At 72.8% G+C, this 17,027-nt stretch carries 15 protein-coding genes; 7 read left to right on the top strand and 8 right to left on the bottom strand.

From position 1 onward, the window contains the following. Window positions 1-62 precede the first annotated feature (62 nt). From KR546_RS18245 to KR546_RS18235, 3 genes are all read right to left on the bottom strand, one after another. On the bottom strand, window positions 63-818 hold the full coding sequence (locus tag KR546_RS18245) for a hypothetical protein (protein WP_238446155.1): 756 nt from the start codon (window positions 816-818) through the stop codon (window positions 63-65). Between the two features lie 101 nt (window positions 819-919). Then, the gene (gene dnaG, locus KR546_RS18240; protein ID WP_238446154.1) at window positions 920-2,794 is read right to left on the bottom strand and encodes a DNA primase; all 1,875 of its coding nucleotides are present in this window, start codon (window positions 2,792-2,794) and stop codon (window positions 920-922) included. Window positions 2,795-2,819: 25 nt separating this feature from the next. Then, the gene (locus tag KR546_RS18235; RefSeq protein WP_238446153.1) at window positions 2,820-3,260 is read right to left on the bottom strand and encodes a DUF3151 family protein; all 441 of its coding nucleotides are present in this window, start codon (window positions 3,258-3,260) and stop codon (window positions 2,820-2,822) included. 146 nt (window positions 3,261-3,406) lie between these two features. Here KR546_RS18235 and KR546_RS18230 point away from each other — a divergent pair, with 146 nt between their 5' ends. Then, window positions 3,407-5,188 (top strand): M61 family metallopeptidase, encoded by a 1,782-nt coding sequence (locus tag KR546_RS18230; RefSeq protein ID WP_238446152.1) that lies wholly within the window; start codon window positions 3,407-3,409, stop codon window positions 5,186-5,188. A gap of 87 nt (window positions 5,189-5,275) precedes the next feature. Here KR546_RS18230 and KR546_RS18225 read toward each other — a convergent pair whose 3' ends face one another. Continuing rightward, window positions 5,276-6,613 (bottom strand): inositol-3-phosphate synthase, encoded by a 1,338-nt coding sequence (locus KR546_RS18225; RefSeq protein WP_238446151.1) that lies wholly within the window; start codon window positions 6,611-6,613, stop codon window positions 5,276-5,278. Between the two features lie 259 nt (window positions 6,614-6,872). Between KR546_RS18225 and KR546_RS18220 the strand changes: the two genes are divergently transcribed. The 3 genes from KR546_RS18220 to KR546_RS18210 all read left to right on the top strand — a co-directional run bounded on the left by KR546_RS18220 (window position 6,873) and on the right by KR546_RS18210 (window position 8,798). Then, a complete protein-coding gene (locus tag KR546_RS18220; RefSeq protein WP_238446150.1) occupies window positions 6,873-7,823 on the top strand; it encodes a sulfite exporter TauE/SafE family protein in 951 nt (316 codons plus the stop codon). Window positions 7,824-7,891: 68 nt separating this feature from the next. Then, complete coding sequence (locus tag KR546_RS18215; protein WP_238446149.1) at window positions 7,892-8,221, top strand: hypothetical protein; 330 nt, start codon at window positions 7,892-7,894, stop codon at window positions 8,219-8,221. 91 nt (window positions 8,222-8,312) lie between these two features. Continuing rightward, window positions 8,313-8,798, top strand: a complete 486-nt coding sequence (locus KR546_RS18210; RefSeq protein WP_238446148.1) for a hypothetical protein — start codon at window positions 8,313-8,315, stop codon at window positions 8,796-8,798. Here KR546_RS18210 and KR546_RS18205 read toward each other — a convergent pair. From KR546_RS18205 to KR546_RS18190, 4 genes are all read right to left on the bottom strand, one after another. Then, the gene (locus KR546_RS18205; protein ID WP_238446147.1) at window positions 8,717-10,717 is read right to left on the bottom strand and encodes a S9 family peptidase; all 2,001 of its coding nucleotides are present in this window, start codon (window positions 10,715-10,717) and stop codon (window positions 8,717-8,719) included. The genes KR546_RS18210 and KR546_RS18205 overlap by 82 nt on opposite strands. Window positions 10,718-10,761: 44 nt before the next feature. After that, entirely contained in the window at window positions 10,762-12,060 is a 1,299-nt protein-coding gene (aroA, locus tag KR546_RS18200; RefSeq protein WP_238446146.1) for a 3-phosphoshikimate 1-carboxyvinyltransferase, read from the bottom strand. A 35-nt stretch (window positions 12,061-12,095) separates the two neighbouring features. Next, window positions 12,096-13,433: a glycine--tRNA ligase gene (locus KR546_RS18195; protein ID WP_238446156.1), complete on the bottom strand. Its 1,338-nt coding sequence runs from the start codon at window positions 13,431-13,433 to the stop codon at window positions 12,096-12,098. Window positions 13,434-13,638: 205 nt separating this feature from the next. Next, the gene (locus KR546_RS18190; RefSeq protein WP_238446145.1) at window positions 13,639-13,974 is read right to left on the bottom strand and encodes a DUF1475 family protein; all 336 of its coding nucleotides are present in this window, start codon (window positions 13,972-13,974) and stop codon (window positions 13,639-13,641) included. Window positions 13,975-14,114: 140 nt separating this feature from the next. Between KR546_RS18190 and deoC the strand changes: the two genes are divergently transcribed. The 3 genes from deoC to KR546_RS18175 all read left to right on the top strand — a co-directional run. Then, the gene (gene deoC / locus KR546_RS18185; protein WP_238446144.1) at window positions 14,115-15,074 is read left to right on the top strand and encodes a deoxyribose-phosphate aldolase; all 960 of its coding nucleotides are present in this window, start codon (window positions 14,115-14,117) and stop codon (window positions 15,072-15,074) included. A 96-nt stretch (window positions 15,075-15,170) separates the two neighbouring features. After that, complete coding sequence (locus tag KR546_RS18180) at window positions 15,171-15,698, top strand: hypothetical protein (protein ID WP_238446143.1); 528 nt, start codon at window positions 15,171-15,173, stop codon at window positions 15,696-15,698. A gap of 77 nt (window positions 15,699-15,775) precedes the next feature. Then, window positions 15,776-17,027 (top strand): aldehyde dehydrogenase family protein (locus KR546_RS18175; protein ID WP_238446142.1); only part of this gene is annotated, 1,252 nt, incomplete at its 3' end.

The following is a 17,027-nucleotide window of genomic DNA, read 5'->3' as shown; positions in this document are numbered from 1 at the left end:
TCGATGTCCTGACGAACGAAACCACCCCCGTCCGCCACCGCGGTCGGGGGTGGTTTCGTTCGTCAGGACATCGACGCCACGGTGGCCGCCGGTGTCGCCGACGTGGGCCAGCCGGCCAGGTCGTGACGCAGGCGATCGGCGAGGTCCCGCCCGGTGACCCGCACCATCGCCTGCACGGCCCGCGGTGACGGCGCGGACGACCAGGCCACGGTGGAGACCCGGTCCGGGGTCAACCCCAGCCGGTCGGCCCACGCCCGTGCCACGAGGTCCGCGGTGGACCGGTCGGCGACGCGCAGCACCACCCGGACCCGACCGTCCGCGACGTCGTGGGTCGTCCGCAGCCAGTCGACCAGGGTGGCCGCGACCGCGATCCGACTGGTCGTCGCCGTCACCGCCCCGACCTCGAGCGTGCCGCACGTCGCCAGGATCGCCCGCCCGCGTGCGTCCGCCACCCGGTCGTCGGTGTCCTGGTCGGGGCGCGTCGCGGCCGACCCGACCGCGACGCCGTCGAGGCCCGCGTCGGCGTCGACCTCGGACCGGTCCAGCCACAGGTGCACGACGGACTCGGCGAGCCCTGTCTCGGCCGCGATGGCGGCCGTCCCGTGCCCCGCTCGACCCATCGCCCGCACCCGGGCCTGTCGCCAGGTGTCGGTGTGGTCCAGCTCGCGGACGAAGCGCTCGTCGTCGGCCGGGTCGTCCACCACCCGCAGGGGTGGCAGGTCCTCGACGATGCGTCGCCCACGACCGGTGAGGGTGAAGGGCACCGGCACGTCCAGTCGCGGGTCGTCCGGATCGAACAGGTTCTGCTGGGCGGTCATCGCGCGCCTTCGTCGGCGGGGTCCACTCGATGGCCGGCCCGTCGACCGCACCGGCCGCCGGGTCCGCCATCGACCCTGACGGTACGACCGGGGTGTGACACTCAGTCCCGGGCGGTCCGCAGTGCCCGACGCTGCTGTTCCAGCTCGAACCGCTCGGCGTTGAGCGCACGGAACGCCTCCGGGTCGGTCGAGGCGTTGACCGTGCGCACCCGCTCGTCCAGCTCGGCCACGCGTGCAACCAGGGCCCGTTCGCGCAGGGCCCGGACCTCGCCCGCCGCGGACTCGGGCGTGTCCGGCGGGTCTGCGACCTCCAGGGCCACCGCCCGGACCAGGGCACGCACGTCGTCGTCGGGGGCGGCGGCCAGCACCTCCTCCAACGGCACGCCGGCACCACCGGCAGCGGTCAGCGCGTCGTGGATCGAGCGGGCGCGAGGATGGGTGAAGTCGTCGCCGGTCAGCTCCCACCACTCCTCCGGGAGCCAGTCCGGCTCCTGGAGCGCGACGCGCAGCACCCGTCGCTGCAGGGCCGCCTCGGGTGGTGGCGTGGCGGTCAGGCGGCCACGCTGTCCCCCGCCGCGGCGGGCCAGGCCCACCCCGGCGGCGACCCCGTCCTCCCGGTCCAGCGTGACGCCCACGCGCTGGGCGGTCCGTGCGACCCACTGGGTCGACACCCCCAGCCGGTCGGCGATGCGCGTCCGGGCCCAGACCCGGCGCAACTCCGGGTCGGGCTCGTCGCCCAGCCTGCGGACCGCCGCCCGCAGGGCCGTGGCGCGCCCCTCGTCGCTGGACAGGTCGGCCCGGTCGAGCTCGGCGTCGACCAGGAACCCGGTCACGGGCTCGGCCGCGGTCAGCGCCTCGCGCAGGGCCACCGGCCCGTCGCGCTGGACCAGGTCCGCCGGGTCCGAGCCCTCCTCGAGGCCGAGGACCCGGACCTGGAAGCGCTCGCTCGACGAGCCGGTGCGGGCCTCGTCGTCCACCGCGGCCGCCTCGGTGGCCGCCCGCTCGGCGGCCTTCACCCCGGCCTCGTCCGCGTCGAAGGCCAGCACGACCCGGTTGACGTAGCGGGCGAGCACCCGGAAGTGCTCCGCCCCGACGGCGGTGCCACAGGTGGCCACGGCGTTGGTGATGCCCGACTGGTGCAGGGCCAGCACGTCCGTGTAGCCCTCGCACACCAGCACCTCGCCGGTCGAGGCCATCCCGGCCCGGGACTCGGCGATCCCGTACAGCACCTTCTGCTTGCGGTACAGCGGGGTCTCGGGCGAGTTGTAGTACTTCGGCGGGTCGAAGTCCCCGTAGTCCAGGCCGGGCAGCACCCTGCCTCCGAACCCGATCGGGTCGCCCGAGGCATCCAGCACCGGGAAGATCAACCGTCCCCGGAACCGGTCACGCAGGCCACCCCGCTTGTTGTCGACGGCCAGCCCGATCCGCACCAGGTCACGACGGTCGTAGCCCTCCGACACCAGTGCCCGGGACAGTCGCTCCCAGTCGTTGGGGGCGTAGCCCAGCGAGAAGGCCTCCGCCTCCTCACGGCCGAATCCCCGGTCGCGCAGGTAGGTGCGTGCCACCTCGCCCTCGTCCGACAGCAGCCGCTCGTGGAAGAAGTCCAGGGCACGCTGGTTGATCTCGACGAAGCGTGAGCGCTCCCCCAGCGCACGCCGCTGGCCGGGTGACAGGTCCTCGTAGTGGAGCTCGAAGCCGGTGCGGCGGGCCAACTGCTCGACGGCCTCGGTGAAGTCCAGGCCCCCGACCCCCATCAGGAAGCTGTAGACGTCCCCGCCCTCGCCACACCCGAAGCAGTGGTAGTAGCCCTTGACCGGGTCCACCGTGAACGACGGGGTCTTCTCGGTGTGGAACGGGCACAGCCCCTTGAGCCGGGTCCCGGCCTTCTTCAGGTCGGTGTGGTCGGCGATGACCGAGGCGATGTCGGCGCGCTGCTTGAGCGCCTCGATGTCGTCCTTGCGGATCCGTCCGGCCATGCTCGGCGCTGGCTCCCCTCGGTCCTCAGGACCGCTCGACCAGGCTGTCGTCCCAGTCCGGGTCGAGGTCGAGCAGGAAGGCGTCGATGCGGTCGACCTCGTCGGTCTCGCCCAGGGCGGCGGCCGCGTCCCGCAGCGTTGCCAGGCAGCGCAGGAATCCCCGGTTGGACGGGTGCTCCCACCGGCAGTAGCCGGTGCCACCCCACCCGGCGGCCCGGAGGGCGTCCAGGCCCCGGTGGTAGCCCACCCGGGCGTAGGCGTAGCGCTCGACGTCGTCTCGGGCCACCTCGCTCAGGCGGCCCCAGGCCTCGAGGAACGCGGGATCCGCGGCCACGAGGGCGGACAGCGCCTCGCGCTCGGTCTCGGGGTCGTCACTGAACAGGGCGGACTCGAGTGCGTCCTTCAAGTCGGCCGCGACGACGGGCAGCACCACGTCGGCGCGATCGGCCATGGGAAGTTCGGTCACGTGTCTGCTCCGGGAGCGGCATCGGAAGAAGGCTATCGACTCGCCCCCGGCCCGCGACGCGCCGAGGGCCGGGCCGGGGGTAGGGTGCCGACGCCCGCCACGATCCGCCTGCGCCACCGCGCGTCCTGCCCCGGAGGTCCACCCACGTGACCGGCTCGCCACCGGCCTCGACCGGTCGCCCCGTGCACCACCACGTCGACCTGTCCGCCCGCGCCCAGCACCTCGTGACGGTCACGACCCGGGTGCCCGAGGACGTGGGGGGCCCCGTGCGACTCGTGATGCCGACCTGGACGCCGGGCTCCTACGTCATGCGCGACTACGTCCACCACGTGCAGCGACTGACAGTGGTCGACGACGCCGGGACCGAGGTCGCGACGCGGCCCGACGGCCACACCGCCTGGGTGGTGGAACGGGGTGGTCCGCTGTCGGTCACCATCGAGCTGTACGCCAACGAGCCGACGGTGCGGACCAACCACGTGGACGACGACCACGCGCTGCTGGTCGCACCCGCCACGTTCCCGGTCGTCGAGGGCTGCCGGGACCGTGAGCACCGCGTCACCTTCGCCGGCGACAGCCAGGTCCACGGGATGCTGCCGGTCGACGAGGGGACCCACGTGGCCGCCGACCTCGACCTGCTCGTCGACAGCGCGTTCGAGGTCGAGGGCACGACGCCCTTCCCGACCGTGCGGCGCGACGTGGACGGGGTGTCGCACACCTTCGTGTGGACCGGCCCGGGGCCCGGTCCCGACCCCGACGAGACCGGTGACGCGATGGTGGCGATCGCGCGGGCCCTGCGGGACCTGCTCGGCGGTCCGCTGCCGACGTCGGCCTACACCTACCTGTGCACCGCGTCGCCGGACCGGCGTGGCGGCGGGCTCGAGCACCGCGACGGGTCGGTCCTGCAGGCCGCGGTCGACCTGCTCGGCACCGCCGACGGCCGGGCACGGTTCTGGTCACTGCTCGCCCACGAATACGCCCACCTCGCCAACGTCAAGCGACTGGTCCCGGTCGAGCTCGTCCGGCCGAGCCTCACCGCGCACGTCCACACGCCGTCGCTGTGGGTGGCCGAGGGCTGGACGTCGTACTACGAGGGCGTGCTGTCGACCCGGGCCGGCCTGTGGGAGCCGTCACGACTGCTCCACGACCTCGACCAGCGGGTCGACCGCGCCCGTCACCGCCCCGGCGCGCGGCTGCAGTCGGTCGCCGACGCCTCGTGGACCGCCTGGACGAAGGCCTACGTCGCCGACGAGAACTCGGCCAACGCCGGCAACGACTACTACGGCCACGGGGGCCTGCTGGCGTGGTGCCTCGACCTGCTGGTGCGGCGCCATCGACCGGACTCCGACGGCCTCGACGACGCCTTCCGGCTGTTGTGGGCCACCTTCGGGGACACGTCGTCGCGGCCGCCGACGACCGGCTACACCCCCGAGGACGTGGTCGACGCGGTGTCGGAGGCGGCGGGTGTCGACCTGTCGTGGTTCTTCGACGACCACGTCACCGGCACCGAATTCCCGCCCCTCGAGGACCTGGTCGACGTGGTCGGCCTGGTGTCCGAGGAGACGGTCGACGACGACGCCGTCGCCCGCCTGGGCATCGCGGTGAGCGACGACGACCACGGGGTGACCATCGACGCGGTGGAGCGGGACGGCCCCGCGTGGCAGGGCGGGCTGACCGGTGGGGACCGCCTGCTGGCGATCGACGGGCTGCGCGTCCGGCCACGACGGCTCGACCGCGCGCTGGGGATCCACGAGCCGGGCGACGACGTCGAGGTGACCGTGTTCCGCGGCCCACGACTGCGCACCCACCGGGTCCGGCTGGCCGAGCCCCGGGGGCGGACCCGGTTGCGTCCCGTCGACGAGGCGTCCGACGCCCAGCGGGCCGCCTTCCACCGCTGGACCGGCCACGACCTCCCCACCGACGACGACTGATCCACGCGGCCGCGCCGGGACATCGTGTGCGCTTCTCGTGCCTCCACGCACGAGAACGGCACACGATCCTCCAACGCGTCGGGCGGACTAGTCGGGGATGCCCTCGTAGTACTCGGTGCCGAGGTGGGTGATGGTGTCCTCGCCCATGAGGTGGCGCAGGGTGTTCTTGAGCTTGGTGAGCTGGATGAACAGGTCGTGCTCGGGGTACAGGCCGGGGGCGACCTGGGGGTCCTTGAAGTAGAACGACAGCCACTCCTGGATGCCCGACATCCCGACCCGCTGGGCGAGGTCCATGAACAGCACCAGGTCCAGCGCCAGCGGGGCCGCCAGGATCGAGTCCTTGCACAGGAAGTCGACCTTGAGCTGCATGTCGTAGCCGAGCCACCCGAACAGGTCGATGTTGTCCCAGCCCTCCTTGTCGTCCCCTCGGGGCGGGTAGTAGTTGATCCGGACCTTGTGGTACATGTCGCCGTACAGCGAGGGGTACAGGTCCGGTTGCAGGACGTGCTCGAGCACGCCGAGCTTGGACACCTCCTTGGACTTGAAGTTGTCCGGGTCGTCCAGCACGGCACCGTCGCGGTTGCCCAGGATGTTGGACGAGAACCAGCCCCTGACGCCGAGCATGCGCGCCTTGAACATCGGGGCGAGGACGGTCTTGACCAGGGTCTGGCCGGTCTTGAAGTCCTTGCCGGCGATCGGCACGCCCTTGTCGATGGCCAGCTGGGCCAGCGCCGGAGCGTCGACGGTCAGGTTGGGAGCGCCGTTGGCGAACGGCACGCCCTCCATGATCGCGGCATACGCATAGAGCATCGACGGGGCGATCGCGGGGTCGTCGTCGTCCAGGCCCTGCTCGAACGCATCGATGTCGAGGTGGACCGCGGACGGCTGGAGGTAGACCTCGGTGGACGCGGCCCAGATCATGACCAGCCGGTCCAGCTCCTCGCGCTCGCGGAAGTCGCGGATGTCCGCCCGGAGCTGCTCGGCCTGCTCGCGGCGGGTCCCGGTCTTGACGTGCTCACCGTCCAGCCGCTTGACGTAGTCGTGGTCGAACGCGGCCGTCTGGGGCTCGATCCCCCGCAGGAAGTCCCCGATCGGCTCCAGGTGGCGGTGCGCCTCGAGCACGCCGGCCTTGGTGGCCGACACGTAGGCGTCGTCCGGGTACGGGTCCCAGGCGGCGAACACGAGGTCGTCGAGACCGGCGAGCGGCACGAAGTCCTTGACCAGCGGGGACCGGTCGTCGGTGCGCTTGCCGAGGCGGATCGTGCCCATCTGGGTCAGCGAGCCGAACGGCTCCGCGATCCCCTTGCGGGCCAGTTCGACGCCGGCGAGCAGCGTCGTGGTGACCGCTCCGAGGCCGACGCACAGGACCCCGAGCCGGCCGTCGGCCGGCGCGATCTGGACGGGGGTGGAGGAGTCTTCGGCCACGAGGGTGATCCTTGTCGATCGGGCGCGCACGACCCCTCACGGTAGCCGTTTCGCGGCTGCGTCCCCGTCGCGCGTGAGGGCGGCGACGGACGCTGACGGGTGTCCCCCGGAGGCGATCGACGCGTGCCACCACGACGGTCTCCTGCGGACAGTGGCCGTTCGTACGGTGGCCGGACAGGGTGCGCGCGACCCCCCCGGCACGCCACGCTCCCCTGATCGATCCGGCCATCGCGGCCGGACCCGACGCGGACCGATGCGCATGCAGCGACTCGTCGTCCTTGCACTGTTCGGACTCCTCGCCCAGCTCGTCGACGGCGCCCTCGGGATGGCCTACGGCGCGACCTCGACCAGCCTGCTGCTGGTGGCCGGGCTCGCCCCCGCCACCGCGTCGGCCTCGGTCCACCTGGCGGAGATGGGCACCACGCTCGTGGCCGGCACCGCGCACTGGCGGTTCGGCAACGTGGACTGGGGCATCGTCGTGCGGATCGGGGTCCCGGGCGCGCTCGGGGCCTTCCTGGGCGCGACGGCGCTGTCGTCGCTGTCGACCGCGGCCGCCCGACCCGTGATGGCCGGCATCCTGCTGGCGATCGGTGCCTGGATCCTGGTGCGTTTCACGATCCGACCACCGGCGGTCGCCACGCCGGCCGCCCACGGCCTCCGGACCCGGTTCCTGGGTCCGCTCGGCCTGGTCGCGGGGTTCGTGGACGCCACCGGCGGCGGTGGCTGGGGCCCGGTCGCGACCCCCTCGCTGCTCGTGACCGAGCGGGTCGAGCCGCGCCGGGTCATCGGGACCGTGGACACGGCGGAGTTCCTGGTCACGACCGCGGCGAGTGCCGGGTTCCTGCTGGGCCTGGGTCGCAGTGGGTTCTCCGGCACGGCCGTGGTGGCACTGCTGGCGGGTGGGCTTGTGGCCGCCCCGCTCGCGGCCTGGCTGGTCACGCGGATCCCCGCCTCGATGCTGGGTGCGTCGGTGGGCGGGCTGCTCGTGTTGACCAACCTGCACGGGCTGCTGGCGGCCACCGCGCTGCCACGCGGGGTCGTCCTGGCCGCAGACCTGGTGGTCCTGATCGCCTGGGCCTTCGCCGTCACGGTGTCCTGGCGTCGCCACCGCCGGCGTCGGCGTCGCGACGATCCCGACGTGTCCGACGACGACCCGACGCCACCACCGACCGGTCCCGACAGCCAACGGGTCGGTGTCCCGGCCGGGTGACGCCGGGACCGGTCGACGTCGCTGCCGAGTACGGTGAGGCGTCCGAGCGGCTCGGAGGACCGGCAACGATGGATGACGTCCCCACACCCCGTGAGCTGCGCGGCGCTGCCGGTGTCGCCCGCACCCTCGCCTACGCCGCCGGGGCCGTCGGGGTCGTGGCCGGCGTGCTGCTCTACCAGGGTGGCGACACGGCCTTCGCCATCGCCGTGTGGGTGCTCACCTTCGGGGTCGGGGCCCTGCTGATGATCGCGGCGTTCCTGCTGCACGGGATGGTCGCGCTGCTGGCACGGCTGCATGCACTCGAGTCCGACGTCCGGGTCCTGGTCGGCCGCCGCAGCCCGGACCTCGACGAGGTGGACGGGCCCCGCGGCCCGGACCCCCACCCCAACCCCTGGTGACCTGGACCCCCGAAGGTCGGACCGGAGTCCCGGCCCGACCGATCGGCGGACGCCTACACTTGGCCATTCGTCCGTTGAACGAGGGGGAGCGGTGGAGTCGGGACGCGACCCGCACGTCGTGCTGGCCCACGTCGAGGGGCTCGACGAGCTGCAGGTGCTGCGGGCCGCCTTCGAGCCGGACGGCCTTCCCTTCGGCGAGCAGTTCACCACCGTCTTCACGGCCGCGATCGCCTTCTACCGGGCGGCCATCCCGCTGCGGGCACTGGTGCTGACCGACCACGAGCTGGCAGCCGCCAACCTCCGGATCGCCGGCACCACCGGCCTCGGACCCCAGCTGCCGGTCTTGGAGGTCGCGCACTGGCTCGAGCACCAGCGTCGACAGGGCCGCATCGACCCGGCCGTCGACGTGCAGGCGATGGCCGTGACGGTCTGCGGGACCGCCGACTACGTCGCCACGCTGCACCTGGTGGTGGACCCCGAGACCGCCCGTGCGACCTACGGCGACGTCGACCGGCTGGTGGCCCACCTGCTGCCGTTGCTGGTCGGGTCGGCCGCTCCCGTGGCCGTCGACGACTGACCGTCCAGGACGGGGGCGAGGTCGCCCGCGGGCCGGAAGCCCATCACCTCGCCGTAGAAGGCCAACTCGGACTCGTGCCAGCGCACGATGCTGTCCGGACGGCGGAAGCCGTGGCCCTCGCCCGCGAAGGTCAGGTGGGCGTGCGGGACGCCGCGGCGGGCCGCTGCCTCCACGATCATCTCGGCCTGCCGCGGGGGGACCACGCGGTCCTCGAGACCCTGGAGCACCAGGAGCGGGACCGCCAGCCGGTCGACGTGGGTCAGCGGGGAGCGCTCCTTCATCAACTCGTCCGCCTGCGGCAGCGGACCGATCATCCGGTCGAGGTAGCGCGACTCGAACTTGTGCGTCTCGGCCGCGAGCGCACCCAGGTCCGCCACGCCGAAGAACGAACAGCCACAGGCGAACGGATGGTCCGGGCTGGTCAGCACCGCCAGCGTCGTGAACCCCCCGGCGCTCCCACCGCGGATCGCCATGCGGTCCCGGTCGACCCAGCCGCGGTCGGCCAGGTCGTCTGCGACGGCCACGACGTCGGCGACGTCGGCCTCGCCCCAGTTCTCCCACAGAGCGCGCCGGTAGTCCCTCCCGAAGCCGGTCGAGCCCCGGTAGTTCACGTCGACGACGGCGATCCCGCGGGTCGTCCACCACGCGATCGCGGCCGTCCGGACGGGCGCCACGTGCGAGGTCGGGCCCCCGTGGATGAACACGACCAGTGGGGGTGCCTCGTCCTCGGGACCGACGTGCTCGGCGTTGGCGGGCGGGTGGAAGAAGGCATGGGTCACGGCGCCGTCCTCCCCGACCGGCACCGTCAACGGGACCGGCTGGGCCAGGTCCCCCGGCCGGTCGGTGATCGGCGCGACGTCGTCCAGCGTGGTCACCGACCCGTCGAGGCCGTGTCGGCGGACGGCCAGGCGGCCGTCGGTGTCGGCCTCCAGCGCCACGAAGGCGTCGTCGCCGAGCGCGACCACGGAGTACAGGACGGCGGCCGGTCCGGGCAGCGTCTCCACCGCGCCGTCCGGCCCGATCACCCGGACGCTGTCCATGGCCTGGTCGGTGGCCACCACCACCAGTGCGGACCCCACCACGGCCAGCATGTTGCGCCCGAGGTTCCATCGGGGCTTGCCGTGGTCGATGCCACCATCGGTCAGGTTGGCCACCGAGCCGTCGTGGTGGGCCGACACCTCCCAGAAGCCACTCTCGTCACTGCTGGCGACCAGCGCACCGTCGGGCCGCCAGGCGAGGTCGGCGACCGCCACGCCGTCTCCGCCGACGACCCGGTGGCGCTCCACCAGCCGGTCGCCGACGAGCCGGCCGACGTGTGCCGCTGCGCCGTCCCACGGCATGTCGGGGTGGTCCCAGGCCAGCCAGGCCAGCCGGCCGTCGGGCGCGAGCCGCGGTGCCGCCACGAAGTCGTGGTCGTCGACCAGCACGGCCTGGCTGCCGTCGTGGAGGTCCACCAGGACCAGTTCGTTGGCCACACCGTGGTCGCCGTGGGTCTCGCGCACCGTCACCAGGCGGCCGTCCTCGGTCACCACGCCGTCGCCGAAGCGCACCCGTCCCCCGGTGTCGGCGGTGACCGCGTGGGCCGTGCCGTCGTCCTCGACCCGGTACAGCCGCTGGTCGTCGTAGGACGACACGACCACCACGCCCGCGCCGGCGGCGACCGCGCCACCGCCGTACTCGTGCACCCGACTGCGCACGTTCAGGCCGTTCGCCAGCGTCTCGACGACGCCGTCACGGTGGCGGTGGAGCCGGACGACGCCCGTCGCCGGGTCGCTGCGGGTCCACAGCACGTCGTCGCCCGCCACGACGAGCTGTTCGTAGAACGGGCTCCCGGCCGCGAGGTCGTCCGCGCAGATGGGGGACGTCCAGGAGCCGTGGGGCGTGGTGCTCGGCCCGGCGGGAGCGGTGTCGTCGGTCATCCTGGGTCTCCGTGGTGGTTCGTCGGCCACGTGGGGCAAGTCGGTCAACCGGCTCGCACCATGTCGAACCGGTCGAGCATGGCGAAGTAGCCGGGCCACGTCTTGTCCACACAGCCGGGGTCGTCGACCACCACGTCCCCCGCCAGCGCGAAGGCCATGGCCATCCGGTGGTCCAGCCAGGTGTCGACGACCACGCCGGGGCGAACCTGCTCCGGTGGGGTGATGTCCAGTCCGTCGTCGTGCTCGACGACGTCGGCACCGAGCTTGCGCAGCTCGGTGGCGGCCGCAGCGATCCGGTCGGTCTCGTGGTGGCGGTGGACCGCGACCCCCCGGATCCGGGTCGGGCCGTCGGCGTGCAGCGCGACGACCGCCAGGGTCAGGCCCGGGTCGGGCAGGTCGGTGAGGTCGACGTCGATGCCTCGCAGGCGCGGCCCCCCGGTGACCCGCACGTGGTCCGGACCCACCACGACCCCGGCCCCCATGCGACCGAGGACCTCGGCGAATGCCACGTCGCCCTGCAGGGAGTCCCGGCCGAGGTGGCGCACCTCGACGTCACCACCGTGCAGGGCGGCCAGGGCCCATGCGTAGGTCGCGGCGGAGGCATCGGGCTCGATCGCCCAGTCGCGCGCCCGCGGCAGGCCCGGCGTCACCGCCACGACGTCGTCCCCGTCCCAGGCAGCCGAACCACCGAACCCGGTCACGGTGGCCAGGGTCATGTCGACGTAGGGCCGTGCCGGGGTCCCGTGGGGCAACTCGATGCGGGTCGGGGCGTCGGCCAGCAGGGCGGCCAGGACCAGGGCCGAGACGACCTGCGACGAGGCCGGCCGGTCGACCACCACCCGTCCTCCGGACAGGCTCGCCCCGGTCACGGTCGCGGGCAGGAGTCCTGGCCGGGCGTGGCAGGTGATGGTCGCACCCTGGGCCGTCAGTGCGTCGAAGAGCTGGCCCATCGGTCGCTCGCGCATGCGGGGCGTGCCGTCGAGCACCGCCGTGACGGGCGAGGCAGCCAGGACCGCACCCAGGAACCTCGACACGGTGCCGGAGGTGCCGACGTCCACCGGGGCGCCCGGGTCGGTGAGGTCGGTCGGGGCACCGGCGAGACCCGTGACGACCAGGGTCGTGGCGTCGTCGTCCACGGCGACGTCCACCCCGCAGCGACGCAGGCCCGCGACCATCAGCCGGGTGTCCTCGGCGTCCAGTGCACCGGTCAGGCGCGACCGCCCCTCGGCGAGCCCGGCCAGCAGCAGCGCCCGGTTGGTCAGCGACTTGGAACCGGGCGGGACGACCGTGCCCGTCGGCGGCACCGCGGGGGGCACGACCCGGAGTCGGTCGAGCCCGGACACGTCGGCCCAGGGCGACCTCGCCGCCGACGTCGCGGTCATCGTGGCAGGCGGTCACGCAGGTGGGAGACCAGTTCGTCGATGGGCACCCGGACCTGCTCCATGGTGTCGCGGTCACGGACGGTCACGGCCCGGTCCTCGATCGTGTCGAAGTCCACGGTGACGCAGAAGGGCGTGCCGATCTCGTCGTGGCGGCGGTAGCGACGCCCGATCGACTGGGTCTCGTCGTAGTCGCACATCCACTCGACCTTCAGCAGGTCGAACACCTCGCGGGCGGTCGGGCGCAGCTCGTCCTTCTTCGACAGCGGGAGCACCGCCACCTTGATCGGGGCGAGCCGCGGGTCCAGCTTCAGGACGGTGCGCTCCTGGAGGTTGCCCTTGGCGTCGGGCACCTGCTCGACGGTGTGGGCGTCGATCAGGAAGGCCAGCGTCGCCCGGGTCGCGCCGGCGGCGGGCTCGATCACGAACGGCGTCCAGCGCTCGTCGTTGGGCTGGTCGAAGTAGTCGAGGTTGGCGCCCGAGGCCTCGCTGTGGGCGTTGAGGTCGAAGTCGCCCCGGTTGGCGATGCCCTCGAGCTCGTTCCAGCCCAGCGACGTGTCGGCGAAGAAGTACTCGACGTCGACGGTGCGCTTGGCGTAGTGGCTGAGCTCGTCGTCGCCGTGCTCGCGGATGCGCAGGTTCTCGGGCCGGATGCCGAGGTCGACGTACCACGCCAGGCGGGCGTCGATCCAGTACTGGTGCCAGTCCTCGTCGGTGCCCGGCTCGACGAAGTACTCCATCTCCATCTGCTCGAACTCGCGGGTCCGGAAGATGAAGTTGCCCGGCGTGATCTCGTTGCGGAACGACTTGCCCATCTGGGCGATCCCGAACGGGGGCTTCTTGCGTGACGCCCGTTGGATGGTGGCGAAGTCGACGAACATCCCCTGGGCGGTCTCGGGTCGCATCCACACGACGCTCGAGTCGTCCTCGACCGGGCCGGAATGGGTCTTGAACATCAGGTTGAAGTTGCGCGGGTCGCCGAACTGCTGCTCGCCACAGTGGGGACACGACAGGTCACCCTCGGCGTCCTCCGCCCCCAGCTGTTCCTCGCGCAGGTGGTCCTCGCGGAAGCGGTGGTGGCAGGCCGCGCACTCGACCAGGGGGTCGGAGAAGTTGGCCAGGTGGCCGGACGCCTCCCACACCTGCGACGGACCCAGGATCGCCTGCTCCATGCCGACGACCTCGTCACGCAGCTGGACCATGGTGCGCCACCACTGCTGCTTGACGTTCTCCTTGAGCTCGTAGCCCAGTGGCCCGTAGTCCCACGTGGCGCGCACGCCGCCATAGATCTCGGCGGTGGGGAACACCAGGCCACGACGCTTGGCCAGCTCGACGATGGTCGCGAGCTCGGTGGTGTTGGAGGGGTCCCCTGGCGGGGTCTCGGGCGTGGTCTGTGGCTGGGTCTCGCTGGGGGTGTCGGTGGACACGGGGCAGGCCTCGGCTCGGTGGTGCGACCCGCCTGGCCGGCGGGTGCGATCGACCGACGAGCCTATCGGCGACCGCGGCGACCCCGTTCGTCCTCCTGCGGCCTCGTGGCGGGACTCAGGACGTCACCGACCGGTGCGGCCCCACCAGCAGTTCCTGAACGTCGGTGGCCCCGCGTGCCGCCCACCACACGTAGCCCCAGATCGCCAGCGACCCCAGGACCGCGACCAGGACGGCCCACAGCACCGCGCGTCCGACCGAGCCCTCGCGCCACGCGATCCACGCCCACACGGCCGTGAAGGCCAGGTACAGGTCGACCAGCGTCACCCGACCCCACACCAGGCCCAACAACTCGGCCCCCTCCCCGGTGAAGTCTCCCGTGACCAGCCCCCAGACGATCACCGCCAGCATCGTGAGGGTGGCGACGGCGGCGAAGCCGCGGACGAGCGTCATGGTTGCTCCTGGGATGGCCGACAGCTGCCCGGCGGATACTAGGACGACCGTGGCGCCGACCGAGACCGCCCGCGGCCGTCCGGGGGTGACGCGCAGTGGTGGCACTACGATGGCCGGTCTCCACGTCCTGCGAGGCCACGATGTCCCTGACGCCCAGCGTCGCCCCGTCCGAGCTGTCCGAGGCCACCGCCTCCGAGTCCACCCTGCGACAGTTCCTCCACGGCATGCGTGGCGTGGACGCCGTCGGGCTGGAGGCGCGGGTGGCCGGCCTGGCGACCCGGTCGATCAAGAAGGACGCCAAGCTCGCAGGGCTGGACCTCGCCATCGCGATGGTCGACCTGACCACGCTCGAGGGCCAGGACACCCCCGGCAAGGTCCGGGCACTGTGTGCCAAGGGGATCCACCCCGACCCGGTCGACGACGCCTGCCCGTCCGTGGCCGCGATCTGCGTCTACCCCGACCTCGTGGCCACCGCCGTGGAGGCGCTGGGCACCAGCGGCGTCGGCGTCGCGTCCGTGGCGACCGCCTTCCCGGCCGGGCGATCGTCGCTGGAGGTCAAACTCGCCGACACCCGCATCGCCGTCGAGGCCGGCGCGGCCGAGGTCGACATGGTGATCGACCGGGGCGCCTTCCTGGCCGGGCACTACGGCATGGTCTTCGAGGAGATCGTCGCCACCAAGCAGGCCTGTGGCGACGCCAAGCTCAAGGTCATCCTCGAGACCGGTGAGCTCGAGACCTACGACAACGTCCGCCGGGCGTCGTGGCTCGCCCTGGCAGCCGGTGGCGACGTCATCAAGACCTCGACCGGCAAGGTGTCGCCGGCCGCGACGCGCCCCGTGACCGCCGTGATGCTGCAGGCGGTCCGCGACTTCGAGCGCCTGACCGGACAGCGACGGGGGGTCAAGGCCGCCGGGGGCATCCGGACCGCCAAGGACGCCCTGCGCTACCTCGTGCTGGTCCAGGAGATCGCCGGGGCTGCGTGGCTGACGCCCGACCTGTTCCGGTTCGGCGCGTCGAGCCTGCTCGACGACCTGCTGCTGCAGCGCACCACGCAGCGCACCGGGCGTTATCATTCCGCCGACTACATCCCCATGGCCTGACCACTCGGCCTCCGGACCGGTCCGTCGGACCCCGGGCGTCGGAGCGTCGGGCCACCGGCTGGACGGCTCGACCATGCACCACCAGACGTGGACGGGGTGACCCTCGCGGTCGGCGTGGCCCTGGTCCTCGCCGCCGTCAACGTGTTCGTCGCCGGGATGCTGGCGTGGGGGCTGTCCGGGGGCGACGGCGAGCCCCACAGCCCGCTGGTCGGCGTCGTGGCCCTGGTCACCATGCTGACGGCGCCGGCCACCGCCTGGGTCGTCCTGACCCGGCTCCCGCCACTCCCCCGCTACGTGCTGCTGTTCGGCGGGCTCGCGCTGGCGTTCGGGGCCATGGCATGGCTGTCGATGCGTGACGACCGCTCCCCCTGGCCGGTCCTGGCGGTGCTGGGGGTGATCGGCCTGGCCGTCCCGATCGTGCTGGCCGCCACGGTCGACGACACCGCCCCGGTGCTTTGGTTCCACGTCGCGCTGGCGTGTGGGCCGCTGCTGGGCGTCCTCACGGCACTGCTGATGGGGGTCCTCGGCATCGAGGAGGTCGACGAGACGCCCGGACCCGCGGTGGTCCTCGCGGGCTGCTCCCTGGTGGCGGTGCCGGTGCTGCTGGCCGTCCTCGCGGCCTGACGAACGCCACGGCCGGGCGTGGACGGCGTCCGGGCGCGTAGCATGGCCGGTCCGGATCCCGATGCCCGAGGCTGCCCATGGCCGACTCCACCACCACCCTCGACACGCCGTCGGTCACCGACCTGGTGACCCCGACGTGGGAGTACGCGCCTGCGCCCCAGGCCACCGACGTCGTCTCCATCGCCGACCACCACGACCTGTTCATCGGCGGCGAGTGGGTCGCGACCCGGGACGGGTCCGAGACGACGACGCTGAACCCGGCGACCGAGGAGCACCTCGCCCACTACACCGTGGCCGGCGCGGCCGACGTCGACGCGGCCGTCGCCGCCGCCCGGACCGCCTTCACCTCGTGGTCTCGCCTCTCCCCGGCCACGCGGGGCGGCTACCTCTACCGGATCGCCCGGATCATGCAGGAGCGGGCCCGCGAGTTCGCCGTCCTCGAGTCCCTCGACAACGGCAAGCCGATCCGCGAGTCCCGGGACGTGGACGTCCCCACGGCCGCGGCGCACTTCTTCTACCACGCCGGATGGGCCGACAAGCTGGACTGGGCGGGCCTCGGCCCCGGTCCGCGACCGCTGGGCGTCGCCGGCCAGGTCATCCCGTGGAACTTCCCCCTGCTGATGCTGGCCTGGAAGATCGCCCCGGCACTGGCGTGCGGCAACACGGTCGTCCTCAAGCCCGCCGAGACCACCCCGCTGACCGCCCTGCTGTTCGCCGAGGTCTGCCAGCAGGCCGACCTGCCCCCGGGCGTGGTCAACATCGTCACCGGGGCCGGCGACACCGGGGCCGCGCTGGTCGGCCACGACGACGTCGACAAGGTCGCCTTCACCGGCTCGACCGGGGTCGGGCGTGCGATCGCCCGCCAGGTCGCCGGCAGCCGCAAGAAGGTCACGCTGGAGCTCGGTGGCAAGGCCGCCAACATCGTGTTCGACGACGCCGCGATGGACCAGGCGGTCGAGGGCATCGTCAACGGCATCTTCTTCAACCAGGGCCACGTGTGCTGTGCCGGCTCGCGGTTGCTGGTGCAGGAGAACGTGCACGACGAGGTGGTCGACCTCCTCAAGGACCGGTTGTCGACCCTGCGGCTGGGTGACCCGCTGGACAAGAACACCGACATCGGCGCGGTCAACTCCGCCGAGCAGCTCGACCGGATCACGAGCCTGGTCGCCACCGGCGAGGCCGAGGGGGCGACCCGGTGGGAGCTGGAGTGCGCCATCCCGACCAACGGCTTCTGGTTCCGTCCGACCGTGTTCACCGGCGTCGAGCAGGCCCACACCATCGCGACCGACGAGATCTTCGGCCCGGTCCTGAGCGTGCTGACCTTCCGCA

The organism is Salsipaludibacter albus (genome assembly GCF_019798055.1).
GTDB lineage: Bacteria > Actinomycetota > Nitriliruptoria > Nitriliruptorales > Nitriliruptoraceae > Salsipaludibacter > Salsipaludibacter albus.
Note: the sequence above shows the minus strand (reverse complement) of the source record. Positions and strands in the feature narration are given on the sequence as shown.

What these genes read in the sequence shown, in the direction of transcription:
- KR546_RS18245 (WP_238446155.1), bottom strand. Translation starts at nt 818, where the DNA reads ATGACCGCCCAGCAGAACCTGTTCGATCCGGACGACCCGCGACTGGAC.
- dnaG (WP_238446154.1), bottom strand. Translation starts at nt 2,794, where the DNA reads ATGGCCGGACGGATCCGCAAGGACGACATCGAGGCGCTCAAGCAGCGC.
- KR546_RS18220 (WP_238446150.1), top strand. Translation starts at nt 6,873, where the DNA reads ATGCAGCGACTCGTCGTCCTTGCACTGTTCGGACTCCTCGCCCAGCTC.
- KR546_RS18215 (WP_238446149.1), top strand. Translation starts at nt 7,892, where the DNA reads ATGGATGACGTCCCCACACCCCGTGAGCTGCGCGGCGCTGCCGGTGTC.
- KR546_RS18205 (WP_238446147.1), bottom strand. Translation starts at nt 10,717, where the DNA reads ATGACCGACGACACCGCTCCCGCCGGGCCGAGCACCACGCCCCACGGC.
- KR546_RS18190 (WP_238446145.1), bottom strand. Translation starts at nt 13,974, where the DNA reads ATGACGCTCGTCCGCGGCTTCGCCGCCGTCGCCACCCTCACGATGCTG.
- deoC (WP_238446144.1), top strand. Translation starts at nt 14,115, where the DNA reads ATGTCCCTGACGCCCAGCGTCGCCCCGTCCGAGCTGTCCGAGGCCACC.